Annotated in this window: 26 protein-coding genes; 4 read left to right on the plus strand and 22 right to left on the minus strand. The window is 72.4% G+C overall.

The genetic code is table 11. The features are described from left to right. The first annotated feature begins 122 nt into the window (after positions 1–122). Entirely contained in the window at positions 123–701 is a 579-nt protein-coding gene (locus tag B1H50_RS00530) for a DinB family protein (protein WP_080461854.1), read from the plus strand. Positions 702–831: 130 nt separating this feature from the next. Here the strand turns inward: B1H50_RS00530 and B1H50_RS00535 are convergent, their stop codons facing one another. From B1H50_RS00535 to nucS, 3 genes are read right to left on the minus strand one after another with little or no spacing between them, the layout of a single operon-like run. Further along, positions 832–2,085 carry an N-acetylglucosamine-6-phosphate deacetylase gene (locus tag B1H50_RS00535; protein ID WP_080461855.1) on the minus strand — a complete coding sequence of 418 codons (1,254 nt, stop codon included), beginning with the start codon at positions 2,083–2,085 and terminating at the stop codon, positions 832–834. Positions 2,086–2,135: 50 nt separating this feature from the next. After that, complete coding sequence (locus B1H50_RS00540; RefSeq protein ID WP_080461856.1) at positions 2,136–3,416, minus strand: DNA glycosylase AlkZ-like family protein; 1,281 nt, start codon at positions 3,414–3,416, stop codon at positions 2,136–2,138. Positions 3,417–3,429: 13 nt separating this feature from the next. Beyond that, the gene (gene nucS / locus B1H50_RS00545) at positions 3,430–4,125 is read right to left on the minus strand and encodes an endonuclease NucS (protein ID WP_080461857.1); all 696 of its coding nucleotides are present in this window, start codon (positions 4,123–4,125) and stop codon (positions 3,430–3,432) included. Between the two features lie 215 nt (positions 4,126–4,340). Between nucS and B1H50_RS00550 the strand changes: the two genes are divergently transcribed. Then, complete coding sequence (locus B1H50_RS00550) at positions 4,341–5,657, plus strand: DUF418 domain-containing protein (RefSeq protein ID WP_080461858.1); 1,317 nt, start codon at positions 4,341–4,343, stop codon at positions 5,655–5,657. 196 nt (positions 5,658–5,853) lie between these two features. Here B1H50_RS00550 and B1H50_RS00555 read toward each other — a convergent pair whose 3' ends face one another. The 15 genes from B1H50_RS00555 to B1H50_RS00625 form a co-directional block, all read right to left on the minus strand. Then, positions 5,854–6,258, minus strand: a complete 405-nt coding sequence (locus tag B1H50_RS00555) for a DUF2550 family protein (RefSeq protein ID WP_080461859.1) — start codon at positions 6,256–6,258, stop codon at positions 5,854–5,856. A 2-nt stretch (positions 6,259–6,260) separates the two neighbouring features. Beyond that, positions 6,261–6,605 carry a F0F1 ATP synthase subunit delta/epsilon gene (locus B1H50_RS00560; RefSeq protein WP_080462063.1) on the minus strand — a complete coding sequence of 115 codons (345 nt, stop codon included), beginning with the start codon at positions 6,603–6,605 and terminating at the stop codon, positions 6,261–6,263. Between the two features lie 5 nt (positions 6,606–6,610). Continuing rightward, complete coding sequence (gene atpD / locus B1H50_RS00565; RefSeq protein WP_080462062.1) at positions 6,611–8,080, minus strand: F0F1 ATP synthase subunit beta; 1,470 nt, start codon at positions 8,078–8,080, stop codon at positions 6,611–6,613. A gap of 89 nt (positions 8,081–8,169) precedes the next feature. After that, positions 8,170–9,114, minus strand: coding sequence for a F0F1 ATP synthase subunit gamma (locus tag B1H50_RS00570; RefSeq protein ID WP_080461860.1), 945 nt, complete (start codon positions 9,112–9,114; stop codon positions 8,170–8,172). 3 nt (positions 9,115–9,117) lie between these two features. Beyond that, positions 9,118–10,749 (minus strand): F0F1 ATP synthase subunit alpha, encoded by a 1,632-nt coding sequence (gene atpA, locus B1H50_RS00575; RefSeq protein WP_080461861.1) that lies wholly within the window; start codon positions 10,747–10,749, stop codon positions 9,118–9,120. 67 nt (positions 10,750–10,816) lie between these two features. Further along, on the minus strand, positions 10,817–11,632 hold the full coding sequence (locus B1H50_RS00580; protein WP_080461862.1) for a F0F1 ATP synthase subunit delta: 816 nt from the start codon (positions 11,630–11,632) through the stop codon (positions 10,817–10,819). Next, positions 11,629–12,231 carry a F0F1 ATP synthase subunit B gene (locus B1H50_RS00585; RefSeq protein ID WP_080461863.1) on the minus strand — a complete coding sequence of 201 codons (603 nt, stop codon included), beginning with the start codon at positions 12,229–12,231 and terminating at the stop codon, positions 11,629–11,631. Before B1H50_RS00585 ends, B1H50_RS00580 begins: the two co-directional genes overlap by 4 nt. A gap of 18 nt (positions 12,232–12,249) precedes the next feature. Then, positions 12,250–12,453 (minus strand): ATP synthase F0 subunit C, encoded by a 204-nt coding sequence (gene atpE, locus B1H50_RS00590; protein WP_073451362.1) that lies wholly within the window; start codon positions 12,451–12,453, stop codon positions 12,250–12,252. 112 nt (positions 12,454–12,565) lie between these two features. Next, positions 12,566–13,375 (minus strand): F0F1 ATP synthase subunit A, encoded by an 810-nt coding sequence (gene atpB, locus B1H50_RS00595; protein WP_080461864.1) that lies wholly within the window; start codon positions 13,373–13,375, stop codon positions 12,566–12,568. Between the two features lie 203 nt (positions 13,376–13,578). After that, complete coding sequence (locus B1H50_RS00600) at positions 13,579–14,112, minus strand: hypothetical protein (RefSeq protein ID WP_229657883.1); 534 nt, start codon at positions 14,110–14,112, stop codon at positions 13,579–13,581. Further along, a complete protein-coding gene (locus tag B1H50_RS00605) occupies positions 14,109–15,338 on the minus strand; it encodes an MraY family glycosyltransferase (RefSeq protein WP_080461865.1) in 1,230 nt (409 codons plus the stop codon). Before B1H50_RS00605 ends, B1H50_RS00600 begins: the two co-directional genes overlap by 4 nt. Further along, on the minus strand, positions 15,335–16,117 hold the full coding sequence (locus B1H50_RS00610; RefSeq protein ID WP_229657882.1) for an L-threonylcarbamoyladenylate synthase: 783 nt from the start codon (positions 16,115–16,117) through the stop codon (positions 15,335–15,337). The genes B1H50_RS00605 and B1H50_RS00610 overlap by 4 nt, the downstream gene beginning before the upstream one ends. A 64-nt stretch (positions 16,118–16,181) precedes the next feature. Then, complete coding sequence (locus B1H50_RS00615; RefSeq protein WP_080461866.1) at positions 16,182–17,408, minus strand: sialidase family protein; 1,227 nt, start codon at positions 17,406–17,408, stop codon at positions 16,182–16,184. 17 nt (positions 17,409–17,425) lie between these two features. Beyond that, positions 17,426–18,154, minus strand: coding sequence for a LuxR C-terminal-related transcriptional regulator (locus B1H50_RS00620; protein WP_229657881.1), 729 nt, complete (start codon positions 18,152–18,154; stop codon positions 17,426–17,428). After that, a complete protein-coding gene (locus B1H50_RS00625) occupies positions 18,151–19,647 on the minus strand; it encodes an ATP-binding protein (RefSeq protein ID WP_229657880.1) in 1,497 nt (498 codons plus the stop codon). Before B1H50_RS00625 ends, B1H50_RS00620 begins: the two co-directional genes overlap by 4 nt. 136 nt (positions 19,648–19,783) lie before the next feature. Between B1H50_RS00625 and B1H50_RS09675 the strand changes: the two genes are divergently transcribed. Further along, positions 19,784–21,481: a PspC domain-containing protein gene (locus tag B1H50_RS09675; protein ID WP_158082810.1), complete on the plus strand. Its 1,698-nt coding sequence runs from the start codon at positions 19,784–19,786 to the stop codon at positions 21,479–21,481. Between the two features lie 21 nt (positions 21,482–21,502). Further along, positions 21,503–22,171, plus strand: coding sequence for a hypothetical protein (locus B1H50_RS00635; protein ID WP_080461868.1), 669 nt, complete (start codon positions 21,503–21,505; stop codon positions 22,169–22,171). Positions 22,172–22,250: 79 nt separating this feature from the next. Here the strand turns inward: B1H50_RS00635 and B1H50_RS00640 are convergent, their stop codons facing one another. The 4 genes from B1H50_RS00640 to B1H50_RS00655 all read right to left on the minus strand — a co-directional run bounded on the left by B1H50_RS00640 (position 22,251) and on the right by B1H50_RS00655 (position 25,622). Then, complete coding sequence (locus B1H50_RS00640) at positions 22,251–22,829, minus strand: DJ-1 family glyoxalase III (protein WP_080461869.1); 579 nt, start codon at positions 22,827–22,829, stop codon at positions 22,251–22,253. A 93-nt stretch (positions 22,830–22,922) separates the two neighbouring features. After that, on the minus strand, positions 22,923–23,726 hold the full coding sequence (locus B1H50_RS00645) for an alpha/beta hydrolase family protein (RefSeq protein WP_080461870.1): 804 nt from the start codon (positions 23,724–23,726) through the stop codon (positions 22,923–22,925). 52 nt (positions 23,727–23,778) lie between these two features. Next, positions 23,779–24,558 carry a carboxymuconolactone decarboxylase family protein gene (locus tag B1H50_RS00650; protein WP_080461871.1) on the minus strand — a complete coding sequence of 260 codons (780 nt, stop codon included), beginning with the start codon at positions 24,556–24,558 and terminating at the stop codon, positions 23,779–23,781. A gap of 29 nt (positions 24,559–24,587) precedes the next feature. Next, the gene (locus B1H50_RS00655; protein WP_080461872.1) at positions 24,588–25,622 is read right to left on the minus strand and encodes an aldo/keto reductase; all 1,035 of its coding nucleotides are present in this window, start codon (positions 25,620–25,622) and stop codon (positions 24,588–24,590) included. Between the last annotated feature and the right edge of the window lie 131 nt (positions 25,623–25,753).

Below are 25,753 nucleotides of genomic sequence, written 5' to 3' on the forward strand. Positions count from 1 at the left end.
GGAGGCGCGGAGAGGCCCATGCGGGCTTCTCGGCCAGGGCCGCCGGGGTGGTCGTGACGAGCACCGACGCCGTATCCTGAACCCGCGCGCACCGGGTACGGCGATGGAGCGAGGAGACTGTCATGAGCGGGGCTGACCAGGCTGAGACACGGGGGTCGCAGGAGGAACGGGAGGCGCGGGCGCTGAGATCGCTCCTGATCGATGCCCTGGGGCGCTCGCGCGAACGCCTGGACCGGGCCCTGGAAGGTGTGAGCGCTGAGCAGGCCAATGCCCGGCCGGTCAACGACCTCGCGCCGCGGATCGATTCACTCACATGGCTCGCCTGGCACACGGCGCGGGCGATCGACTTGCAGATCGCGCCCCTGGCGGGTCGCGAGCCGGAGTGGACGTCGGGCGGGCACGCGGCGCGGTTCGCCCTGCCCCTGCCCGAGGACACCGAGGATTGGCGGCACGCGCCCGAGGAGTCCGCGAGGGTGACGGTTCCCGATCTGTCTGTGCTGACGGACTACCTCGACGCCGTCTATACGACCGCCACGGCGTTCCTCGAGTCGCTGGACTCGGCGCGGCTCGGTGATGTCATCGACGAGGCGTGGGAGCCGCCGGTGACGCTCGGAGTGCGCCTGGTGTCGATCATCGACGACGCCTCCCAGCACTCCGGCCAGGCCATCTATGCCCGCCGCCTCCTGGGCCTGCCCGGATGACTCCCCGCCCTCTCTCCCCCTCCACCGAGACCGGTCGAAAATAGGAGCGAGACCGGTCCGGGAACCGGTTTCGCTCCTGATAGCGACCGGTCTCGCTCGTCATTTCGACCGGTCTCGCTCATAGGAGGGGTCAGGCGGCGTGGGGGTTGGTGAGGTCGACGTCGGCGCCTCGGCGCATGACCCGCATGGGGGTGAGCTCGGCGTCGGTGACCAGCACATCGGCCCATAGGCCCGGTCGCAGCGCGCCGATACTGGCGTCCCCGAGGATCGTCGCCCCCTGGACAGAGGCCGCGTACACGGCATCCACCAGGTCCACCCCGCCCTTCCAGGTGGTGCGCACGACGTCGAGCAGGTGCGCCGTCCCGCCGGCGATCGCGTCCTTTCCGGTCAGCCGGGCGACGCCCCCGGAGACGGTGACGGCCTGGGGGCCGAGGACGTAGTCGCCATCGGGCATGCCGGCCGCGGCCATAGCGTCGGTGACGAGGACGACGTTGTCCCGCCCGACCGTTTCGAACACGTCGAGCACGATGGCCGGGTCGAGGTGGGTGCCGTCGCCGATCATCTCCAGGACGCACTCGCCCCGCTGGGCGGCGGCCAGGAACTCCGGCACCGGTCCCGGAGCGCGATGGTGCATGGGCCGCATGCCGTTGAACAGGTGGGTCGCCGTCGAGCGGCCGGAGCGCACCGGCAGGCCAGCCTCGTGCCGCTGCGCCAGGCGGGCGGCGGCGTCGGCCAGGGCGGCCCGCACGGGGGCGGCGCCGGAATCGGTGTGCCCGAAGGAGGGCAGGGCGCCGCCCTCGATGAGCGCCGCGTTGACGCCCTCGTCGCCCGTGATGCCGGGCCTCTCCGGGGCGATCGTCATCGTGACCACGTGACCGCGCCCCAGCTCGATGAGCTCGCGGGTGAGCGGGGCATCGGGGTCGATGATGTAGGTGGGGTCCTGGGCCCCGCAGCGCTCCACGGAGACGAATGGTCCCTCGAAGTGGATGCCGGCGAGCTCGCCCGCCTCGCACAGCCCGGCCAGGACCGCGGTGCGCTCCTTCAAGACATCAGCGGCCGCCGTCACGCAGGAAGCCACGAGGGAGGTGGTGCCGTGGCGGCGGTGCTCCAGGATGGAGACCATCGCCTGCTCGGGGGCGGTGGCGTTGGGGAACGACTCGCCGCCGCCGCCATGGCAGTGCACGTCCACGAGGCCGGGCAGGAGGTAACCGCCCTCGGGGGCCTCCTCGGCGCCCTGGAGCGCCTCGCCGAATCCCGCGCCCGTCGCCGCCGAGGCCTCCCCGACCCAGGCGATATGGCGGTCGGCGATGACGACGAGGCCGTCGTCGATGATGGCGTCCGGTGTGACGACTCGTCCGCGCAGGGCGGTGGCGACGCTGGTCATGCTCGCAGCATAGACCCAGACATCAGACAACCGCGACCGCGCTGGTCGCGTCAACGGGCCAATCGCTCCTCGATGCGGCGCACAGCCCGCTCCACATCCCTCTCGAGGCGCGCCGAGCGCCGGACTCCGGAGGCCCAGATCAACCCCGCGCCGACAGGCCTGACCGCCACCACGCGCCCGCGGTCCACGAGCAGGGGCCGGAACATCCCGTTCATGGAGGGGCAGATGAGGCTCTCACCGGCGTCGTCGGTCAGGCAACTGCGGTCCCTGTAGCCCACGTGGAGCTCATCGAAGGAGGCCAGGAAGAGCGTCCGCTCGGCATCCTCGCGGTTGGCGGCGAGCAGATCGGGCAGGTCCGCGCGCAGGTGCAGCACGGCAGTGCCGGTCGGCGCATCCTCCCCCGCGCCCAGCAGCCGCAGGCTCCCTCGGGCCCCTCCCGAGGCCACCGCCCGGGCCAGCGGCACGGCGCCGGCGCCCGGGTCGGCCGTGTAGTCCTGGGCGTTCGTCATCTCAACGGCATCAGCGAGCGCCCGGGCGGCCTCACCCTTGGGCAGAGTGGTCCAGCGGGAGAGGTCCTCGGCGGTGATCGGACCGTGGCTGGTGGCGTAGCGCCGGGCGATCTCGGCGAGGGCGGCGCGGTGGCCGGCCTCTCCCCTGGCGACTCCCCCGCCACCGCCCGGCCCGCTCTCGGCCCCGGGCAGGGGGCGGGCGTCGATGATGAGGTGCTCGCCGCCCTCGCGCGGTCCCTGGACGAGGGCGCCGATCGCGTGGAGGCCGACGACGAGGTGGCGCCTCGCGTAGCCCTCCGGGGCACCGGAGGCGATGAGATCGGGCAGGACGCCGTCGTCGTCCCATGCCTCGACGATCTCGGCGCGAGTGGCTCCCCGGCGCCCGGCGGCCTCTGCCCGGTCGATCGCCTCCCACGCCGCTCGCGCAGCGCGCTCCATGCCGGCCGAGCCGTGCCCGAAGCGCTCCTCGTCGAGGCGCATCCAGTTGGACAGGCGGTGAACGAGGGCCTGGCGCATCCAGTGGTGATCGACCGCCGTCGTGACGTGGACGGTGCCGCGCATGGGCCAGGAGCGCACGAGCTCGCGGGCGGCGAAGGCCTCCTCGATCCTCGCGCGCCCCACCTGCGCAACGGTGCGCGAGGCGATGGCGTGAGGGATGGCGGAGACCTGCTGGCCCTGGATGGCGAGCTGGCGCCGCACGGCATCGACCGGATCCGGGGCTGCGGTCGCGGGCACGAGCCCCTGCGCCACGATCCGCAGCAGCGAGGCCTGCCGGGGCAGGGGCCCGCCCACAGGGGCCTTGCGAGGAGCGCGAGCGGTCATGGGGACCTCACTATCAGAAGAGGCGCGATTCGACGTCGTCCATGCCGCGCATCGCATCGTAGTCCAGGACGACGCAGCGGATGCCCCGGTCCTCAGCGAGCACGCGCGCCTGGGGCTTGATGGTCTGGGCGGCGAAGACCCCGCGCACGGGGGCGAGCAGGGGGTCGCGCCCGAGGAGGTCGAGGTAGCGGGTGAGCTGCTCGACGCCGTCGATCCCGCCCACGCGCTTGATCTCGACGGCGACGCTCGCCCCCGTGGAGTCCTTGGCCATGATGTCCACCGGGCCGATGGCGGTGGGGTACTCGCGGCGCACGAGGCGGTGGCCGGGCCCCAGGACCTCGATCTGCTCGGCGAGGAGCTCTTGGAGGTGGGCCTCGACGCCGTCCTTGAGCAGGCCCGGTTCGGGGCCCAGGTCCACCGAGTCATCCGAGATGATCTCGTGGATGCGGATGACGAGGCGGTCGTCGGTCTTGGTGGAGGAGACCTCCCAGCGGGCGACGACACCGACCTCGCGGTCCTCCTCGTCCGGCTCCAGCTCGGTCAGGCGCGCCGGCGGGCTCATCCAGTTCAACGGCTTGTAGGAGCCGCCGTCGCAGTGGACGAGCACGGAGCCGTCCGCCTTGACCATGATGAGGCGGTTGGCACGGTCCAGGTGGGCGGACAGGCGGCCGGAGTAATCGACGGAGCAGGAAGCGATGACGACGCGCACCGGCCCACCCTAGCGGGCGACCTCGGTCGCGGACGACACGACAGCGCCCCGGCCAGCCGCGACGCGAGAGGAGTCCCCGTGATCCCCTCCGAGGATCCCCCTCATCCGCCACTGAGCGGGGCTCCTCGACTGGCGAGCCGATCCGCGCACTCGCCCGCGATGGGGGATGATCTGCCTGTTGATCGAGGCTCGCCGAGTCCTGAGGAGTCCCACGAATGAGCAGCACGAGCGCCACGGCACCGCCCGCCCCCATCCCCGCCCCAGATCCGGCGAGCTGGCGCCTTCCCCTGCGCCGGGGGCCGTACCTCACCGGGACGGCCGGACCGGATCGGCTCATCGGCCTCGATGCCGCTCGGGGCCTCGCGCTGTTCGGCATGGCGGCCGTCCATGTGGGCATAACGAGCTGCGGGCTCAACACGCTGCCGGGCTGGCTCAACCTGGCGCACGGCCGCTCCGCGGTGCTCTTCGCGATCATCGCTGGGTTCTCGCTCGGGATCATGTCCGGGCGCAAGACGCCCCACGCGGGCGAGCGCCTCGTGCGCACGCGGCTGCGGATCCTCGTGCGCGCGGTGCTGCTCATGGCGGTCGCCGGGGCGCTCATCACCTTCGCCACCGGGGTGGCGATCATCCTGGGCTACTACGCGGCCTGGTTCGCCGCGGCCCTGCCGGTCCTCCACTGGAGGGCCCGCAGGCTGCTCATCGCCGCGGCGGCGACCGCCGTCGTCGGGCCGCTCGTCCTCAAGGTGCTTCCGCTGGCGATGGCGCGCGGGGACCTGGAGCCCTGGCCCTCCGTCTCCGACGGCTCCGAGGCGCTCCTGGGCCTGTTCGTCACAGGCGTCTACCCCGGCGCGGTATGGATGTCCTTCATCTTCTTGGGGATGGGGCTGGCGAGGATGGGGATCAGTGGGACCGGGCGCCTGGCCCGGCTCGCGGCGATCGGGGTGCTGTGCGCGCTGCTCGGCTACGGCGGCGCTTACGTGCTCACGCGCGCGGCGGGGGCGGAGGAGCCGGACGCCTTCCACCTCATCGTTCCCATGAGCCGGGCTGCCTCCGTCGTCGGCTCCGATATGCGCCCGGAGCCCGAGGCCGAGCGGGCCGTCGCCGTCGAGACACCGAGCTGCGGCGACGGCGAGGCGATCAGCGCCTCCTCCGAGTGGCCGGTGCTGCTGTCGGCCAAGCCCCACACGAACAGCTTCTTCGAGGTCGTGGGCTCCGGCGGAGTGGCAGTCACAGTCATCGCACTGCTGCAACTACTGGCCTCGGCGGGGGCATGGGCGAGGTGGTCGCTCGCGCCGCTGGCCGCCATGGGATCGATGTCGCTGACGATCTACAGCGCGCATATCGTGGCGATCTGGGCCTTCGACCTCATGAGCGCCCAGACGAACAGGCCGCTGATGACCATGATGGGCATCCTGGCGGCCTTCGCGATGGCCTGGCTGGCCGTCTTCGCCCGCGGGCCGATGGAGCATGTCATGCATGTCATCTCCCTGCGGGCCACCCGGGCCCCCAGCAGCCCGCCCTCCCCCGCATAGCAGCGTCACGCCCCTCTCCCCCTCTCACCGAGACCGGTCGATATCGGCAGCGAAACCGGTCCACCTCCCGCGCTCCCCCAGGTGTCCCGCGCATCTCGCACTGAGCGGTGCCGTGCGCACCGAGCAGCGCGCGCTACCCGCACCAGTGGGTGCGAACGGCACCGCCCGACCGATGCACCGATGCTGGTGCAGGGGATTAGAGGAGGGTGGGCTGGGTGGGGGCGGCCGACTCCATCCAGGCGACGAGGGCGGAGTGGGAGGCCTCGTGCATCGCCAGCTTGTAGCGCTGGCCCGCGATGGTGCAGGGGACCTCGAGGACCTTGCCGTTCTCGAAGCGCCTCACGGCCTGGCCGAGCTCGATCGATTCCCGGGCCCAGTGGGCGGCGGGCCGAGGGGACACCGAGACGAGCCGGTACCACCGCAGGGAGTTATCGGTGAACAGCGCGAGCCCGGAGGTCCAGGCCATGCCTCCAGGCCGCTGCAGAGCGCACTCGAAGGAGCCCACGCGCCCGGCGATCGAGCGCAGCCGGGTCAGGAAGATGGCGAGGACGACGACGGGCAGGACCACCAGCGCGAGAACCACGAGCACCTGCCCCATCATCGTCACTCCGCGCTCGTCGTCGTGCCGCTCAGCCCGCCGGCGCTGACGGCCTCGGCGCCGGGAGCCCCAGCGGCGGCGACCTCCGCCCCCGCCAGATCGGCCGCCACGGTGATCGTGTTGTGGTCCACGGAGCAGAAGCCCCTGGCGACCGGCACCTCGACGGGCGTCCCCTCCACGGTGGTCAGCCGGACGATCCCGGTGCCCAGCAGTGCCAGGACCGGCTGGTGCCCGGGCAGGATGCCCATCTCGCCGTCTTCGAGCGGGACGGAGGCCTGAGAGGCCTCGCCCTCCCAGGCCGTGCCCGCGTTGCGGGAGACGATCTCGACCGTGAGCACTGCGGGCGCCATGGCGCTCACTTCCCGGCGAGCTCGGCGGCCCGGCGCTCGAGGTCCTCGATGCCGCCGATGTTGTAGAAGGCCTGCTCGGGGTAGGAGTCGTAGTCTCCGTCGCAGATCCGCTTGAAGGCCTCGACGGTCTCGGCCAGGGGCACGGTGGAGCCGGGCACACCGGTGAACTTCTCCGCCATGTAGGTGTTCTGGCTCAGGAACTGCTCGATGCGCCGGGCGCGGGCCACCGTGACCTTGTCCTCCTCGCTCAACTCATCGACGCCGAGGATGGCGATGATGTCCTGGAGCTCTTTGTTCTTCTGGAGGATGGACTTGACCCGGGTGGCGACGTCGTAGTGCTCCTGGCCCACATACTGGGGGGCGAGCAGCCTCGAGGAGGAGGCCAACGGGTCCACCGCGGGGTAGATGCCCCGCGAGGCGATCTCGCGGGACAGCTCAGTGGTGGCGTCCAGGTGCGCGAAGGTCGTGGCCGGAGCGGGGTCGGTGTAATCGTCCGCGGGCACGTAGATGGCCTGAAGGGAGGTGATGGAGTGGCCGCCGGCCGACGTGATGCGCTCCTGGAGCAGGCCCATCTCATCGGCGAGGTTCGGCTGGTAGCCCACGGCCGAGGGCATGCGGCCCAACAGTGTGGAAACCTCGGAGCCGGCCTGCGTGAAGCGGAAGATGTTGTCGATGAACAGCAGCACGTCCTGGTGCTGGACATCGCGGAAGTACTCGGCCATCGTCAGGGCGGACAGCGCCACGCGCAGGCGCGTGCCCGGCGGCTCGTCCATCTGACCGAAGACGAGGGCGGTCTTGTCGAAAACGCCCGCCTCCTCCATCTCGACGATGAGGTCATTGCCCTCGCGGGTGCGCTCACCCACGCCGGCGAAGACGGAGACGCCTCCGTGGTTCTGGGCCACGCGCTGGATCATCTCCTGGATGAGGACGGTCTTGCCCACGCCGGCACCGCCGAACAGGCCGATCTTGCCGCCCTGGACATAGGGGGTGAGCAGGTCGATGACCTTGATGCCGGTCTCGAACATCTGCTCCTTGGACTCGAGCTGCTCGAAGGTGGGGGGCTGGCGATGGATAGGCCAGCGCTCGGTGACCTCCAGGGTCTCGCCCTCGGCGAGGTTGAGGACCTCACCGGTGACGTTGAAGACGCGGCCCTTGGTGATATCGCCGACCGGCACGGAGATGGGGGCGCCCGTGTCACGGACCTCGGTGCCGCGCACGAGCCCGTCGGTGGGCTTGAGGGAGATGGCTCGCACGATGTTGTCCCCCAGGTGCTGGGCGACCTCGAGGGTGATCTCGCGCGCCTCCTCGCCCTCACTGGTGGCCTGGATGGTCACCTTGAGGGCGTTGTACATGGCGGGGATCGCGTCCGGCGGGAACTCGACGTCGACGACGGCGCCGATGATCCGCGTGACGCGGCCGGTGCCGGGGCCCGCCTCGGTGGTGTCCGGGGCGGCCTGGGTGGTGGTGTCATCCATGATGCGCTCTTCCATGTCTGAGTCTGCGATGCCTATTGACGTTGAGTCGGGTCTTGCGGGCGGCGGGGCCGCCGGGGTTGTCGGTGGGTCTATTCGGCGGCGAGGGAATCGGCGCCGGAGACGATCTCGGAGATCTCCTGGGTGATATCCGCCTGGCGAGCCGAGTTGGCGAGCCGGGTGTAGGTGGTGATGAGCTCCTCGGCGTTGTCCGTGGCCGTGTGCATGGCCTGCTGGCGGCTGGCCAGCTCGGAGGCTGCGGACTGGAGCAGGGCGTTGCGGATGCGCGAGCCCACGTAGCGGGTGAGGAGCGCATCGAGCACCTTGGAGGTGGAGGGCACGAACTCGTAGAGGGGCTGGGTTCCCTTGATGGCGGAGAGCTGGACCGCCTGGGTGGCGGCGATGTCCTCGCGGTTGATCTCGCCCGGGCCGCCCAGGTCCACGACCGTCAGCGGGAGCATCCGGCGGACCTCCGGCACCTGGGAGACCATGGAGACGTAGCGGGTGAAGACGATGTGGACCTCGGCCACTCCCCCGGCGTCGGCGGAGGCGAGGAAGTACTCGAGGAGGAGGGAGGCGACCTCCTCGATGTGCTCGGCGCTGGGGCGGTCGGAATCCCCCGTCCAGGAGTACTCCACGGTGCGGCCGCGGAAGGCGAAGTAGTTCTGCGCGCGGCGCCCGTAGGTGAACAGGATCGGCTCCTTGCCGTCCTCCATGAGGTGCTCGATGAGCCGCTCGGACTCGCGCAGGATGGTGGCGGAGTAGGCGCCGGCCATGCCGCGGTCGGAGGTGACGACGAGCACCGCGACCCGGTTGGTGTCCTCGCGCTCGCGCGTGATGGGGTGGTCGAGACCGGAGTAGGTTCCGACGGCGGCCACGGCCTGGCTCAGCGCGTGATCGTAGGGCCCGGCCTCAGCGGCGCTGCGGCGCGCGGCACCGATCCGGGAGGAGGCGATGAGCTCCATGGCCCGGAACACCTTCTGGAGGGTCTGGGTCGACCGGATGCGCTGCTTGTAGACGCGCTGGTTGCCTGCCACGGGTCAGCCCCTCTTGAGCACGATCTGCTCGCTCGTGCGCTCGGCGACGACCTCGTCCTGCGCGTCGGCGACCTCGCCGGAGAGCATCCGCCCGCCGGAGAGGTAGGTGGTGCGGAAGGACTCGACGGCGGCGCGCAGCTCGGCCTCGGTCTCCTCGGAGAGCTGCCCGGTGTCCCGGATCGTGGCGAGCACGGTGGAGTTGCGGCGCAGGTGGTCCAGGAGGGCCGCCTCGAAGGGCAGGACGTCGGCCACCTCGAGGTCGTCGAGGTACCCGTTGGTGCCCGTCCACACGCTCACCACCTGCTCCTCAACGGGGTAGGGGGTGAACTGGGGCTGCTTGAGCAGCTCCATGAGGCGCTCGCCGCGGGTCAGCTGGGCCCGGGTGGTGGCGTCCAGGTCGGAGGCGAACATGGCGAAGGCCTGCATGGAGCGGTACTGCGCCAGCGTGATCTTGAGGGTCCCGGCGACCTTCTTCATCGCCTTGACCTGGGCCGCTCCGCCGACTCGGGAGACCGAGATGCCGACGTCGACGGCGGGGCGCTGGTCGGAGTTGAACAGATCGGACTGCAGGAAGATCTGCCCGTCGGTGATGGAGATGACGTTGGTGGGGATGTAGGCCGAGACGTCGTTGGCCTTGGTCTCGATGACCGGCAGGCCGGTCATGGAACCGGCGCCGAGGTCGTCGGAGAGCTTCGCGCAGCGCTCGAGCAGGCGCGAGTGCAGGTAGAAGACGTCACCGGGGTAGGCCTCGCGGCCCGGCGGGCGGCGCAGGAGGAGGGAGACCGCACGATAGGCCTCGGCCTGCTTGGACAGGTCGTCGAAGACGATGAGGACGTGCTTGCCGGCGTACATCCAGTGCTGGCCGATGGCCGAGCCGGTGTACGGGGAGAGGTATTTGAAGCCGGCGGGGTCGGAGGCCGGGGAGGCGACGATGGTCGTGTACTCCAGCGCGCCGCGCTCGGCCAGGGCCGCGCGCACGGCGGCGATGGTCGAGCCCTTCTGACCGGTGGCCACGTAGATGCAGCGGACCTGCTTGGCGGGGTCGCCGGTCTCCCAGGCGTCCTTCTGGTTGAGGATGGTGTCCAGGGCGATGGCGGTCTTGCCGGTCTTGCGGTCGCCGATGATGAGCTGGCGCTGGCCGCGGCCGATGGGGATCATCGAGTCGATGGCCTTCAGCCCCGTCTGGAGCGGCTCGTGAACGGACTTGCGGGCCATGACGCCGGGGGCCTGGAGCTCCAGGGCGCGGCGTCCCTCGGCGGCGATCTCGCCAAGGCCGTCGATGGGGCGGCCCAGCGGGTCGACGACGCGCCCCAGGAAGGCATCGCCCACGGGGACGGACAGGACCTCACCGGTGCGGCGCACGGTCTGGCCCTCGTCGATGCCGGCGAAGTCGCCCAGGACGACGACGCCGATCTGGCGCTCGTCGAGGTTCATGGCCAATCCGGCGGTGCCGTCCTCGAAGGTGAGCAGCTCGTTGGCCATAACGCCGGGCAGGCCCTCGACGTGGGCGATGCCGTCGGCGGCGAAGATGACGTGGCCGACCTCCTCGGCGGCGACCTCCGCGGGCTTGTAGGCCCGCGCGAAATCACTGAGCGCCGAGCGGATCTCCTCGGCCTTGATGGTCAGCTCTGCCATCTTTGGTCTCCTTTGCGAAGCATTGAGTCGGTGGGGGCGGCCTGCATCCGGTAGTGGGACACGGGGCTCATCCCGCGAGCTGGGCGCGCAGGTCGGCGACGGCGCTGCGCACGGTGTGGTCGATGATGTGGCTCTTGATGGCGATGCGCACCCCGCCGATGACGGCGGGGTCGATCGAGGTGTTGAGCTCGACCTCGGTGCCGAGCCGCTTGGTGAGGGTGGCCAGCAGCCGGGCCTCCTGCGCGCTGGTCATGGGGACTGCGGTGACGACGTCGGCGATGGTGCGGTGCTGGAGGGCCGCGGCGCGCTCGACGACGCGGCGCAGGTTGCGCCGGGGGCCGCCCTCGGCGTGGTGACGAACGCACCAGCGCACCAGGCTCATGGCGGGCGCGGACAGGTGCGGGCCGAAGACCTCGTCCGCCAGGCGCACCCGCTGCTCGGCGGTGGTGCGCCACGAGGGCTCCAGGGCCTCGCGCAGCTCGCGGTCCTGGCCGATGATCTCCGAGGCCTCGAAGACCTCCCGCTCGATGTCGGCCACGGTGCCATCGGCGTGGGCGCCGGCAAGGATCGCCTCGATGCCCAGGTCATGCAGGGCGGAGACGAGATCGACGGGCTTGGACCAGCGCCCGCGCGCCATGCCGCGCAGAAGCTCGACAACGCGCTCGTCGAGGCGGCCGGAGAAGAGCCGGGAGGCGAGTGCGGCCTTGTCCTCGCCGCTCCGCCCGGGGTCGGTCAGCGGCCCGCGCAGTGGGTGCGCGGCGATCTCGTGGGCCATGGCCAGGATCTGCTGCCCCAACTCCTGGCCGTAGGCGCCCGCGTCGCGCAGGACGGGGGTCCATGCGGCGCGGGTGGCGGCGCGGGTCGCGGATGTGCCCTCGTTCACCGGAGCTCCTCCACGGAGGCGCCGCCGTCGACACCCGGGGACGCGGGGGCGGCCTCGAGCTCATCGAGGAAGCGATCGATGACGCGGCTGGACAGCTCGGTGTCCTTGAGCTGCTCGCCGACGATCCGCTCGGCGAGTGTGGAGGCCAGCAGGCCGACCTCCGTGCGCAGCGAGATCTGGGCGGCCTGGCGCTCGGCGAGGATCTGGCGCTGGGCGGCGTCAAGAGCCCTGCCCGCCTCCCCCTGGGCCTCGGCGCGGGCGGCGGCCACGATGGAGGCGGCCTCGCTCTGAGCCTTCTCCCGGATGGAGGCGGCCTCGCGGCGCGCCTCCTCCACGAGGCGGGCGGCCCGCTGCTCGGCGCCGGCCTGGTCCTTCTTGGCCCTGTCCGCGATGGCGAGGCCCTCCTCGATGCGCGCGGTGCGCTCGTCGAGGACCTTCGTGAAGCGGGGCAGGACGTACTTGATGAGCACCAGCGCCACGATGGCGAAGGAGATCGTGCCCCAGACCAGGTCATAGGTGTGGGGCAGGAGGAGGCTGTTCTCCTCCCCCGACGCCGTCTCCGAGGCCGCGGCGAGGGTGGTGATCATGACGGGGGCCATGGGGATGACCGTCGCCGATCAGAAGGCGAAGCCCGCGGCGAAGCCCAGCAGACCGAGGGCCTCGATGAGGGCCGCGCCGATGAACATATTGGTGCGCAGGGCCCCCGCGACCTCGGGCTGGCGAGCGGTGCCTTCCTGCGTCTTGCCGACGAGGATGCCGATGCCGATGCCGGGGCCGAGGGTGGCCAGGCCGAAGCCGATGGTGGCGATGGATCCGGTCATGTTGCTTCTCCTTGAGAGTCTGAACGAGGGTTCTCGTCATCCCCGGGTGGGCCCGGGTGGCTTGCTGGTGTTCGGGTCGTCGATGGGCGGGAGATAGTCGCTGCGGGAGCGATCAGTGGGTGTTGATCGAGGAGTCGATGTACACGGCGGTGAGCAGGGCGAAGATGTAGGCCTGGAGGGCTGCGACGAAGATTTCGAAGAGGACGAAGGCGATCGAGGCCCCGAAGGTGAGCGCCCCCAGGCCCTTGAGCGCCCCGGTGGCGTGGATGAACAGGGCGTTGGTCGCCGCGTAGCACAGCGCCAGGAGGAAGTGGCCCGAGACCATGTTGGCCAGGAGTCGTATGGTCAGGGTCACCGGCCGCATGACGAGGTTCGAGAAGAACTCGATGGGGATGATGAGGATCCACAGCGCCTTGGGCACGCCCCCGGGGAGCACCTGGGAGCGCAGGTATCCGAAGACGCCGTGGTTCTTGATCCCCGCGTACGTGAAGGCGATGTAGGCGACGACGGCGAAGACGATCGGCATACCGATGACGCTCGTGGCCGCGATATTGAGCCCGGGGATGACGCCGGAGATGTTGAGGAACAGCACGCCCAGGAAGATCGTGGTGATGATCGGGACGTAGGGCGCTGCCCGGCGCTTGCCGATGATCTCCTCGGCGATGTTGACGCGGGCGAAGTCGATGAGCATCTCGCAGGCGCCCTGGAAGCGCCCCGGCACGACGCGCGCCCGCGAGGCGCCGATCGCGAAGAGGAGCACGAGGACTCCGGTCATGATGAGGCGGATCATCATGATGCGGTTCATCTCGAAGGGCGTGCCGACGAAGGCGAAGCCCTCCGGGAAGAAGTCGGAGATCGACGGCGGCTCGAAACCCTCCCGCGAGGCGGGCGCGAGCGCGCTGGTCACGAGAGTCGCGCTCATTGGCACATGGCCTCCTCAAGGCAGTCCGGGGCGATCGATCAGGGCGAGGGCACCGGTGGCGCCCGCCCGGCGGGCGGCGTTCACCGGCATCGCGCCCACCACACTACTCCACGTCGCCCGGTGCGACGACAGTCATCTCGCATCGGCGGGGCGCAGCATGGCCGCCGAATTCCATGGGGGGCAGTCGCATCGGCGACGATGCCTCAGGGGCGGTCGCCCGCGCCGTCGGATCGCGGCGCCGCGGGATCGGCGCCCTCAGCGCACTCCGAGACCCCTGTGATCTCCGCGTTTCCTGTGATCCCTGCGATCTCGATGGTGAGGGCCCGCCCTCTCGCCAGGGTCACGACCTCCACGATGGTCACCACGATGAGGATGAGCGCCAGGGAGGCGAGGAACCATGGGCGGGAGAGCCCCTCCCGATGGGGCCCGGCCAGCAGGACCACTGCCGCCATGACGGCGATCTTGGCTGCGAAGGAGAGCATGACCCCGGCGGAGGCCATGAGGGGGAAGCGCTGCCACGGCACGAGCAGGGCGACGGCGGTGATGACGGTCAAGGCCAGGCCCGCGCCGGCGCCCCAGGCCGCACCGGCCAGGGCCCGGCCACCACCGGCCGCCCCGGCGGCGAGGCAGGCGGCGGCCAGCGCGGTGCCGATGACGCCGACCCGCCGCCCGGCTGCGCGGAAGGCCGCCTCGGAGGTCCGGGCGGTGGGTCGCCCCGCTCCATCGGGCGCGCTCACGGGCGCTCCCCTGCCGCGGGGACGGCGTCGGGGGCCTGGGACTCCTCGGCGGGGTCGGGGGTCGCATGGGGGTGGGGCAGCCTCCGGGGAGCCGCGGATCGGAGCGCTCGGGAGGCCTGGTGGCGGGCGCGCTTCCTGGCCCCGGGACCGACGCCGGGTATGAGGTCGGTGGTCAGGGCCAGCGCGATGACGACGGCGGCGAGGGCGCCGCAGGCCACGCGCGGCCAGGGCTGGATCGCGAGCGCCACAACGGAGAAGGATCCGATGGCGGCCCACAGGTACATGGTGAGGACGGCCTGACGATGCGAGTGCCCGCCCGCGAGGAGCCGGTGGTGCAGGTGGAGCTTGTCGGGGTGGAAGGGGCTCTTGCCCGCCAGGGTCCGGCGGGTGACGGCCATGAGCATGTCCGTCAGGGGGATCAGGAGGATCGCGACGGGCAGGATGAGGGGCAGGAACACGGGCACGGCCGAGGAACCGGTGATCGTGCCCGGGTCGATCTGGCCGGTGACGATGATCGTGCCCGCCGCGGAGACGAGTCCGAGCTGCATGGAGCCCGAGTCGCCCATGAAGATCGTGGCGGGGTGGAAGTTATGGGGCAGGAAGCCCAGGCATACGCCGATGAGGGCGGCCATGATGGTGGCGGCCAGCGAGGTGTAGGCCTGGGGGCTGGTGGCCCTGGTGAGGATGTAGACGTAGACGAAGAAGGCCGTAGCGCCGATCCCGATGATCCCCGCGGCCAGCCCGTCGAGCCCGTCGACGAAGTTGACGGCGTTGACGACCACGATGATGACCAGCACGGTGGCGGCCAGGGAGAGCCGGGAGGAGCCGATGGTCAGGCCCCCCACGGGGAAGGTGATGAGCTGGACCCCCATGAAGGCCATGACGCCGGCGGCGAGGATCTGGCCGGCGAGCTTCGTCATCCAGTCGAGCTCCCACAGGTCGTCGACGACGCCCAGGAGGCACACGAGTCCCGCGCCGATGACCACCGCCCCGGCACTGGCGTCGATCGTGCTGGAGAGGTAGGGGATGCGCGAGGCCACGGCGATGGCGGTGGCCAGGCCGACGAACATGGCGACGCCGCCGAGCCGGGGGATCGGCGCGGTGTGGACGTCCCGGTCCCGCACGGGGGTGAGCGCGTGGGAGACGAGGGCGATATGCCGTACGATCGGCACGGAGATGTAGGTGGCCGCAGCGGCGATGAGCAGGATGAGCAGGTAGACCCTCATGCGCGGCCCTCCCGCGCCGGCTCGGGCGCCGCGCTCGGGCCCGCCTGGGCGGCGAGCAGGGGCTCGAGGACCTCCTCGATCCGGCGGACCGGGATGAGGCCCTCGCGCAGGACACGGGGCCTGGTGGCGTTGTCGCCGGCCAGGGAGACGATGGTCGAGGGAACGGGGCCGGGCGTGGGCCCGCCATCGATGAGCAGGATGCTGGGCTGGCCGCCCTCGGCCGCGAGCGCGCCGGGGGCATCGGTGACCTGACCGGGGAAGGCCAGCCTCGCGCTGGCGGCATCGGTGGCCGGCGGCTCCCCCGTGCGGTTCGCACTGGTGACGGCCATGGGGCCGGTGGCGCGCAGGAGGGGCAGGGTCAGGGGATGGTCGGGCATGCGCACGGCGATGGTCCCGCCGGTCTCCCCCAGGTCCCAGGCCAGCGCCGGCGAAGCGGCGAGGACGAGGGTCAGGGCGCCGGGCCAGAGGGCGTCCATGAGGGCGAGGGCGGCGGGGGACGGATCGGCGACGACGCCGTCGAGCTGGTCGCGCCCCGCCACGAGGACGGGCGGGGGCATCCGGCGCCCGCGCCCCTTGGCGCCCAGGAGGCGCGCGACGGCGGTCGCGTCGGCGGCGGTGGTGCCGATGCCGTAGACCGTGTCGGTCGGGGTGATGACCAGGCCCCCGGCTCGGGCGCGAGCCGCCGCGGCGGCGATGATGTCCGCGCTCTCGCCGTGGTCACCGCCGTCGCCGTCGCGCTCGGGGGCGGAGGCGCCCATGGGGGAACTCGTCTGGGTCACGCCCCATATCCTCGCACGGATCGCGTGGCGGCTCAGGCGCTGCTCGCGGCCTGTCACGGGGCGATCATCGCACGTCGATGGCGAGGATCACCAGGCGCGTCGCGCCCTCGTCGGCACCGGGCTCCTCGGCGGCGACGAGGGCGCGCACCGGGCCCGGCCCGTTGGAGGCCCCCTGGGGGCGGGGCAGGATCACGAGGTCGGAGTAGCCGAAGGGCTCGCCGGGACCGGTCAGCCCCACCAGTGTCCGCCACTGGCCGTCGGTTCCCCGCATGGAGAGGCGCCCGGCGCACCGGACGGCGGGGTCCGAGGAGTGGGACAGGAGGAGCGAGCCGTCGGGCAGACCTGCCATGCCTGCGTTGCAGCCTGGGTCGCTCAGGGCGGGGACCGCCTCGGGGCGAGTCCACGTCATGCCTCCGTCGACGCTCGTGGACTCCAGGCGGGTGCCGCCGTAGGCAGCGTCGCGCGCGCTCATGACGAGTAGGCCCCCGCCGGGGGCTGCTGGGGCGATGGCGTGCTCGTCGGTGCCGCTCGTGGCGGCGCCCCCGGCCAGGCTCGTTGCGGTGGCGTCGACCCGGGGGACAGGGGCGCCGAGGCGCCAGGAGGCGCCGTCGTCGGACAGGAGGCAGGCCGAGCGCAGGGGCCGCGAGCCGTCCTCGCGCGGGGCGAGGGCGACGACCACGGGCTGGACGAGGCCGGTCGGCGTGGCGATGCCGTGACCCGAGACTGGGAAGAGGACGGCGCCGTCGGGCCACTGAGCGCTGGGCAGGGCAGCGTCGGTGGCGTCGCGCCAGCGCCAGGTGGCGCCCTCGTCAGCCGAGACGGCGTGGAGGAGGCGCATGGTGCCGGGCTCGGGGGGCTCGCCGCGCCTCCAGGGGCGCCGGGGAGGGCGGGCGCCGAAGAGCCCCGCGCCCGAGCTCGCCGCGGCCAGGAGGTGGAGGGCCCCGTCGGGGGCGGCGATGAGAGAGGGGTCCGAGACGCCCGTGATCCCGGGCAGGACGGCGGGGTCGGGGTCCAGCGGGACCGACTCGTCCCAGGTGGCGCCGCCGTCGGGGGAGCGGCGCAGGCGGAGGCGGTTGGGGTTGGGCAGGTCGTCGGGGAGGGCGCCGCCCGAGGACCGCCATGCGTCGCCGCCCGCGCGCGGGCGCAGGTCGTGGACGAGGAGGAGATCGCCGCCTGGGCGGGCGAGGAGCGCCGGGACGCGCAGGGATCCGGTGGGGGCGCCGTCGGCGCCGCGCGGTGCGGCCAGGACGGCCAGGCGCTCGACCCGGCCTGCGCGCCAGGGATGGGGCATGGGGTTCGGGGGTCCTCTCAGACGATCCGGTGGGCGGCGGCCCAGCGGGTGAGCTCGTTCCGGTTGGACAGCTGGAGCTTGCGCAGGACGGCGGAGACGTGGGTCTCCACGGTCTTGATGGAGATGAAGAGCTCGGAGGCGCACTCCTTGTAGGTGTAGCCGCGGGCGATGAGGCGCATGACCTCGCGCTCACGCGCGGAGAGACGGTCGAGCTCGGAGTCGGCGACGGCCACCTCCCCGGCCTGCGCGCCGAAGGCGTCGAGGACGAATCCGGCCAGGCGCGGTGAGAAGGCGGCGTCCCCGGCGGCCACGCGCCGAATCGCCATGGCGAGGTCGGTCGTGGAGATCGCCTTGGTGACGTAGCCGCGGGCGCCGGCGCGGATGACGGCGACGACGTCCTCGGCGGCGTCGGAGACGGATAGGGCTAGGAAGCGGGTCCCAGTGGCGTCGGCGCAGCTGGCGGCGACCTCCGCCCCTCCCCCGCCGTTGCCGCCGGGCAGGTGGACATCGAGGAGGACGACGTCGGGGGCGAGGGCTCGCACGGCGGCGATGGCGCCCTCGACGTCGTCGGCCTCGGCGATGACCTCGATGTCGGGGGCGTGGGCGGCCAGCTCGGAGCGCACTCCTGAGCGCACGAGGGCATGGTCGTCGACGACGAGGACCCGCAGGCGCGGGGAGGCCGGCGTCGCGGACGCGCGGGAGGAGTCGGATCGGCGCCCGTCCTCGGGCGGCTGAGCGTTGGTCATGACGGGCTCTCCTGGGTCGCGCGGGAGGTCGCGTGGGCGGGAAGCGCGAGCCTGACCTCGGTGCCGTTGTCGAGGCGGCGGATCCGCGCGGTTCCACCATATCGCTCCATCCTGGCGATGATGGACTCGCGCACGCCGTGGCGGTCGGACGGGGCGGCCTCAGGGTCGAAGCCGGGGCCGTGGTCGCGGATGAAGGCCTCGATGAGGTCCGCGGAGGCCTCCACGTAGAGGGAGACGGGGGGCTCCCCGTGGCGCACGGCGTTGGATAGGGCCTCGCGGCTGGCGGCGACGATGACCTCGGCGACGCGGTCCGGGGCGCGGTCCCCCACGCAGACGACATCGATGGGCACGCCGTGGAGGTCCTCGATCTCCCCGGCGAGGTCCCGGAAGGCGTCGGCCACGGAGGTACCGGCCTCGGGGCGGTCGGTGTAGAGCCAGGCCCGCAGCTCGCGCTCCTGGGAGCGGGCCAGGCGCGCCACTGTCTCGGGCTCGTCGGCGCGCTTGCGGATGAGGGTGAGGGTCTGCAGGACGGAATCGTGGAGGTGGGCGGCGATATCCGCGCGCTCGGCGGCGCGCGCCTCGGCGGTTCTCGTGGCGGCCAGGTCCCGGCTGATGCGCAGCCAGAAGGGGGCGAGGATCGTGGCGATGCCGAGGACGAGGGCGCCGCCGGTCAGGCCGCCCGTGAGCATGGCGCGCGGTGGGATGTCGGAGGCGAGCCACATGAGGATGCCGGTGGCGACCAGGACGAGTCCCGCCGCCAGGCGGGCGAGGGCCCAGCGGTCGCGGGGCTCGCTCGTGCCGTGGGCGCCGGTGACGGCGTCGAGCTGGGACCAGGCCAGGCCCGCGCCCGTGGCGATGATGAGCGCGGGGAGCGCCGTCCCGGCGCGCGGCAGGAGTCCGAAGCGCCAGAGCGCGAGCAGGATCGCCGCGGCGAGGAGGCCGACGGCGCCCTGGAGGGCGCGGTTGCCCTCACCGCCGGAGTCGCCGCGCAGCGAGCGCCAGGCGCGCGCCGCCCAATGCTCTCTCCCCGGGGCTGGCCACGGGGCCGGCACAGGGGCCTGGCGCGGGGCGAGGCGGGAGCGATCGGCGGGCAGGACGCCCGGGGACTGGGCGGCCTCGGCCCAGGGGTCGCCTGCGGGCACGAGTACCCACAGCGCCAGGTAGAGGACGGGACCGATCCCGGTCTGGACGCTCAGCAGGATGAAGGCGAGGCGGATGACGAAGGGATCGAGGCCCAGGTGGGCCCCGAGGCCCGCGGCGACGCCGCCGACCCAGCGCCCGGAGCGCCGCCCGCTACCGGGGCCGAGGACGGGGCGGCGGCCCGGCCGGCGCAGTGGCAGCCGGGACGAGGCGGGGACCTGCGGCGCCCGGGCGCCCAGCAGGGTGCCCGGGCGCAGCGGCTGCGCGGCTCCCCGCCCGGGGGAGCTTCCCACCGAGGCGGGGGCGGCGGGGCTCCCCCAGGATCCGGGGGAAGGGGTGCTCGTCGTGCTCACGGCGCCATCGTGGCACGGGGAGGAGCGCAGGGGGATGCCCGGAAGGGCGAACCAGGGGCGGCCCGGGAGCGTTTCAGGGGCCGCTCAGGGTGTCCCCCGATCGTCTCGCGGGGCGGGTCGCGGCCAGGATGGAGCCATGAGCACGACACCCCCTCCCTCAGAAACGCCCTCCTCCGATCCCCTCGGCGGGCCGGGGGCCCCCTTCTCGGGCGCCCCGCAGTCGGACCCGCAGGCAGGCCCCCAGCCAGGAGCCCCCCAGCCCGGCCGCCCCTTCATGGCAGGCGTGTTCGACTCCCTGCGCCGCAGCGGGGTGGTGCGCACCGAGCGCCGTGTCGTCGGCGGCGTGTGCGGGGGGCTCGCCCAGCGCCTGGGCATCGATCTGATCCTCGTGCGGTGCGTCGTCGCCGTTGTCTGCCTCGCCCTGGGACTCGGCCTCCTCGCCTACGGTTTGGCCTGGGTCCTGCTCCCCGAGGAGCGCGATGGGCGCATCCACCTCCAGCAGGCCTTCAACGGCGATGTGAGCGCGGGATTCGTCGGTGCCCTGGTCTGCGTCATCAGCGGGCTGTCCCGCCCCGAGTGGGGCCTGGGCGACGGCGTGGTCCTCGGCGCTCCGGGCTGGGCGGGAGCGACCTGGGGCCTGCTCTGGACCGCCGGCGTCATCGGATCGATCATCTGGCTGGTCAGCTCGCGGCGCCAGCAGCGCGCAGGCCAGCCCCCACAGCCGGCCCGGCCGGTGGCCGACGGGACATGGTCGGCTCCGGCCGGGCACCCCGGGGCGGGCTGGGGCGCTCCTCAGAGTTCCCCGGCCCCGGGAAGCGGAGCAGCGAGCGGCCCGACCTGGTCGGCTCCCGCACCCGCTCCGTGCGGCCCACAGTTCCCCTACGGCCCGAGGCCCCCGTACGGCCCTCGGGGCGCAGCGGCTCCCGCCTTCGCTCGTCCCCGCCCGCCGCGCCGCCCGGGACCCGGGCGCAGGATGGGCTCCGTCATCGGAGGCCTGCTACTCCTCGCCATCGCGGGCGTGGCGCTGGCGAAGCGGCACCACATGCTGGACAGCCTCTCCTACTCCCACGCGCTCCTCATCGTCGGTTCGATGACGGCGCTCCTGGGCGCGGGTGTCCTCGTCTCCGGGCTGATCGGGCGCCGCGGCGGCTGGATGAGCGCGCTGGGGGCCATCGCCGTCCTCATCACCCTGCCCATGCTCGCCGCCAGTCCTTTCGCCGCCCATGGGCTGGACCGGCTCGTCGCCGACGACGTCCTCCTCGTCCCCTCCGATGAGCAACTCTCCAGCGATGACGTCGATCTGGGGACCTTCGGCGCCGGCGATACGGTCCTCGACCTGCGGGCTCTGGAACAGCGGCACGAAGGCGTCACGGCGCATGTGTCCATGGGTGCAGGGGACCTGAGGGTCTTGGTGGATCGCGATCAGCCGGTGAGGATCCGGACGCGGGTCGGCGCGGGCCAGGTCGACGTGCTCGGCGACCAGAAGTGGGCGGTTGAGGGCACCCAGGACGGGAACAGCATCCACACCGTCTGGCAGGGCTCTACCGACGAGTCGGGCACCGCAGCATCGATCGAGGGCGCGCGCATCGACGCGGTCCTGACCCCCAAGGGCACCGACTCCGACGTTCTGACCATCGACGTGAGCCTCGGCGCCGGGGATGTCACGATCGAGGAGTCCTCCCGCGCCTGGACTGCCTCCTCCCCCACGGCCTCCCCCAGCACGACGGCGGGCGCCTCGCCCTCCGCCTCCCCATCGCCGGTCCTGAGCCCCACGGCGTCCACTTCCGCCAAGCCCTCGGGCTCAGTAGTCCCGAGCCCCACCCCCACGCACTGACCTCACAGAGACGAGACAGCCATGAGCAGCAGCACGAACAGCAGTCCGACGAGCCCGGACGAGGCCGCCGGAACGGGACTTCAGGCCGACGGCGCCCCCACCGAGTCGTTCACGGAGCCACTGGCACCCACCGATGCCTTCCCCGTCGTCGAGCCCCCCGCGGCGAGCCTCGCCGCCGTCGAGCCGGCCACCGAGCCGCTTAGCGCCACCAACCCGGCCACTGAGCCACTCGACGCGAGCCCTGCCATCCCGGGCGCGCCCGATGGCGCCGTATGGTCGGCCTCCTCCGTGCGCGGCGGGATGCGCGGGGCCAGTGCCAGTGCCACTGATCCCGCCGAGGCCGGTCCCGGCACGCCTGGGATCGGCGCGACCACTACCACCCCTGGGACCGCGAGCGCGACAGGCGCTTCAGGCCAGCCGGGGGCCACGAGCGCCCGTCCGCAGACCGGCCGGACCTTCGATACACGGCACGGCTGGCGCGCGGAGGAGCCCGTGCCGTGGAGGCGCGCCAGCACGGGGACGATCATCTGGGGGATACTGCTCCTGGCCCTGGGGGGCCTGACCATCGCGGCGGGCGTCGGGCTGCGCGTCGACCTGCAGCTCGCGACCATCGGGGTCCTGGGCGTCCTGGGCGTCGTCCTGCTGATCCTGGCGATCCTGCCGCATCGAGACCGGATGGGGCGCCCCTGACCAGCGACGATCTCCAGCATTCACAGTAACGGCCCCCGGCCGCCCTGCTCCAGGGCGGCCGGGGGCCGTCGGCACGCGCTCAGCGCTGGAGGACGACGGCGCCCGCCACGGCCTCGGCAGCGGCGTCGCCCAGGTAGTGCCGGACGATCTCGATGCCGAGCTCGGCGGCGGTGGCCATGCCCCGGCTGGTGAGGATGGCGCCGTCAACGACGACGCTGTCCTGGCTCGTGATCGCGCCATGCTCCTCCAGCACGTGCATGAAGCCGGGGTTGGAGGTGGCGCGGCGCCCCTCGAGCAGGCCCAGTTCTGCGAGGATCGAGGGGGCGGCGCAGATCGCGGCCACCGGGCGCCCGGCGCGCACGCGCTCGGTGACGGCCTCGGTGACGACCCGGCTGGCCTTGAGGTTGGGGGCACCGGGGATCCCGCCGGGCAGGAAGAGGAGGTCGTAATCGTCCAGGTCGGTTTCGGCAAGCGTCTTCGCGCAGGTCAGGACGATCTCATGGGAGGAGACAACGGTGCGCTCCTCGGCGACGGCGATCATGTCGCAGGGTATACCGGCGCGGTAGAGCACATCGACGACGGCGAGGGCCTCGACCTCCTCCAATCCCGGTGCGATGAGGGCTGCCACCCGCTTATCGGTCTTCGCCTCGAATGCCATGGCGCTGTCCTTCCCGCGCGCGGCGCGCGCTCGACTGTCCGGCTGCGGCTCCCGCGCCGCGCCTCCAGGCTACTCCGACGGGCGGGCCCGGGCTCAGTCGTCGAGGATCCCGTTCCAGGCCAGGAAGGAGGCGCTGGCGGTCACGGCGGTCTCCCAGCGATCGTCGCCGAAGCCGTGGCCGGCGCCGGGGATGACGCGCAGCTCGGCGTCGCGCAACTCGCGCTCGGCGCGCTGGGAGAGCGCCAGGGGGACGGACTCGTCGCGATCCCCGTGGACGAGGAGGATGGGGCGCGGGAAGCGGGCGAGCTCGGTGACGGCATCGATGCCCCAGGCGTCGCGGGCGTAAGCCCTGGATAGACGGCTGCCCCTGTGCTCGAAGCGATCGGGGACCTCGGTCGGGCTCCGGAAGCGGGCGCGCAGGCCGGCGCCGGGCTGGAGCGCCGGGTACCACAGGACGAGCGCGCCGATCTGCGTGGGGCGCCGGGCGGCCGCGAGCGCGGCCACGGCCCCGCCCAGGGAGAGCCCGAGCAGGGCGATGCGGGAGGAGTCGGCCTCGGGCCAGGCCCCCGCGGCGTCGATGACGGCGAGCAGGTCGGCGAGCTCGGTCAGCGGCGTCATCGCCATGGGATCACCGCCGTTGTCGCTCCCGCCGCCGCCCCGGAAGTCGGGGCAGGCGGCGATGGCGCCCGCGGCGGCCAGGCGCCGGGCGATGGGGGCCACGCGCATCCAGGAGCCGTCCATGCCGTGGCAGCACACGACGAGCGGGTGAGGGCCGGGCAGGATCCGCCCGCTGGGCCCGGCGGGCAGGTAGGCGGCGCCGCCGAGCCGCTGCCCGTCCACGACCAGCTCCAGGGCGCGGGTGGCGAGGACGGTGGGATTCGGGGATGCCGGGGTCACCGGCCCATCCTAGTGCCGCGCTGGGGAGCCCCGCCCCTGCTCCGGCCGCGCCTCAGCGGTAGGCCTCGTGGGAAGCGCTCTCGTCGTAGCCGGCGACGAGGACGAGCGCGGACAAGGCCCGAGGGCCCCCGACGTAGGGCAGGGCCTGGACGAGCGCGGCGGTCACGCGCTCAAGGCTGTTGCCCGCGCGCACAGCGCCGGCGATGTGGGCGCCCAGTTGGGCGGTGGCCCCGATCGCGGTGATCGCCACGAGGCTGATGATCTCCCGCTCGGCGATGGTCAGGACTCCGCGACTGTAGTAGTCGCCGAAGCAGGCGGTCGTCACGAGCTCGGGGGCCACGGCGTCGAAGGGCGCGGGCAGGGAGGCGAGGACCTCCTTGATCTCAGTGCCGTAGAGCGGCTCCTGAATGGCGGCGCCGGCTGAGTGGCGTCCTTGGGCGTCGTCGGGAGCGACGGTGGCGGCGCCGGGCAGGGGCAGCTCGACGCCTTGCTCGGCGAGCACCTCATCGAGGGCTGCGACGGCGTTGAGGGCACGCGGATAGCCGATGTAAGGGGCGCACTGGTAGAGCGCCTCGCGCAGTTGCAGCGGGGTAGCGCCGGCATTGAGCGCGGCGGCGGAGTGGGCGCGCAACTGCGGGAGGGCCTGGAGGCAGCCGAGGACCGTGACGGTGATGATCTCGCGCTCGACGTCGGTGAGGACCCCGGTGGAGAAGACCTCGCCGAAGATCTGGTTCTGGAGGATCTCGTAGAGCTCCGGGTCGGTGGGGTGCGGCTTGGCCGGGACGCCGAAGAGGCGGGTGAATGTCTCTTGGGCCTGCGGTGCGAGTGCCATGGTGGTGATCCTCCTGGGGCGATGGGCGGTCAAGAGCTGCGGGGGATGCCTGAGGCCCGCGTCGTCGTCGAGCCCGGGGTGAGCCGCTCCCCCGGCCGCTGCAGGGCGCCGACGACGTCGTGGGCAACATAGGGCTCCTCCAGGAAGGCGATCTCCTCGTCGGTCAGGGTCAGGTCAAGAGCGCGGACGGCGTCGTCGACGCGGCTGGGGCGCGAGCAGCCGACGATGGGGGCGGCTACGCCCTTGGCCCAGTGCCAGGCCAGGGCGACGTCGGCCATGGGCGCCTCGTGGCGGCGCGCGACCTCGGCGACGCGCTCGATGATCGGCATGTCGAGCTGGCGGTCACGGTCGTACTTGGCGCGCATGGTGCCGTCGGTGGTCGAGCGCGTGGAATCGGAGTCCCAGGTCGGCCGGGTCAGGTGCCCCGAGGCGAGTGGGCTGTAGGGGGTCAGCGACATGCCGAACTGCTGGGCCACGGGGATGAGGTCGCGCTCGTCCTCGCGGTAGAGCAGGTTGTAGTGGTTCTGCATGCTGGCGAAGCGGGTCCAGCCGTTCTGCTCAGCGACGACCTGCATGTTGTGCAGCTGGTAGCCGTACATGGCGCTGGCGCCCAGGGCCCTGACCTTGCCGGCGCGCACGAGCCGGTCGAGGGCCTCCATCGTCTCCTCGATCGGGGTGGCGTAGTCGAAGCGATGGATGATGTAGAGGTCGAGGTAGTCGGTGCCCAGGCGCTCCAGGGTCCCGGCGATCTCCCGCTCGATGGCTTCAGCGCTCAAGTGGCCCTCGTTGAAGTAGACCTTGGAGGCCAGGACGACGTCCTCGCGCTTGACGCCGAGGTTCTTCAGGGCCCGGCCGATGTACTCCTCGCTCGTGCCGTGGGCGTAGACGTTGGCGGTGTCGATGAAGTTGACGCCGAGCTCGAGGGCCCGGGCGATGACGGCCTGGGTCGAGGGCTGGTCGATGACCCACTGGTGGAAGTCGGGGACGACCTGGCCGAAGCTCATGCCTCCCAGGCACAGACGGGAGATCGTGATGTCGGTGGTTCCAAGCGTCGTGCGCTCCATGGTGTTCTCCTCCTGCGAGCCAGCTGCAGTCCCGATTCGTCGCCCCGGCGGTGGGGCGCTCTCGTCCCTAACATTCCCCCCATGCCAGGCCTCAGTGCCAGGCCCTGCCAGGCCCCCTCGGCCGTGACTTG

It is taken from the genome of Actinomyces gaoshouyii, assembly GCF_002072175.1.
Lineage (GTDB): Bacteria > Actinomycetota > Actinomycetes > Actinomycetales > Actinomycetaceae > Actinomyces > Actinomyces gaoshouyii.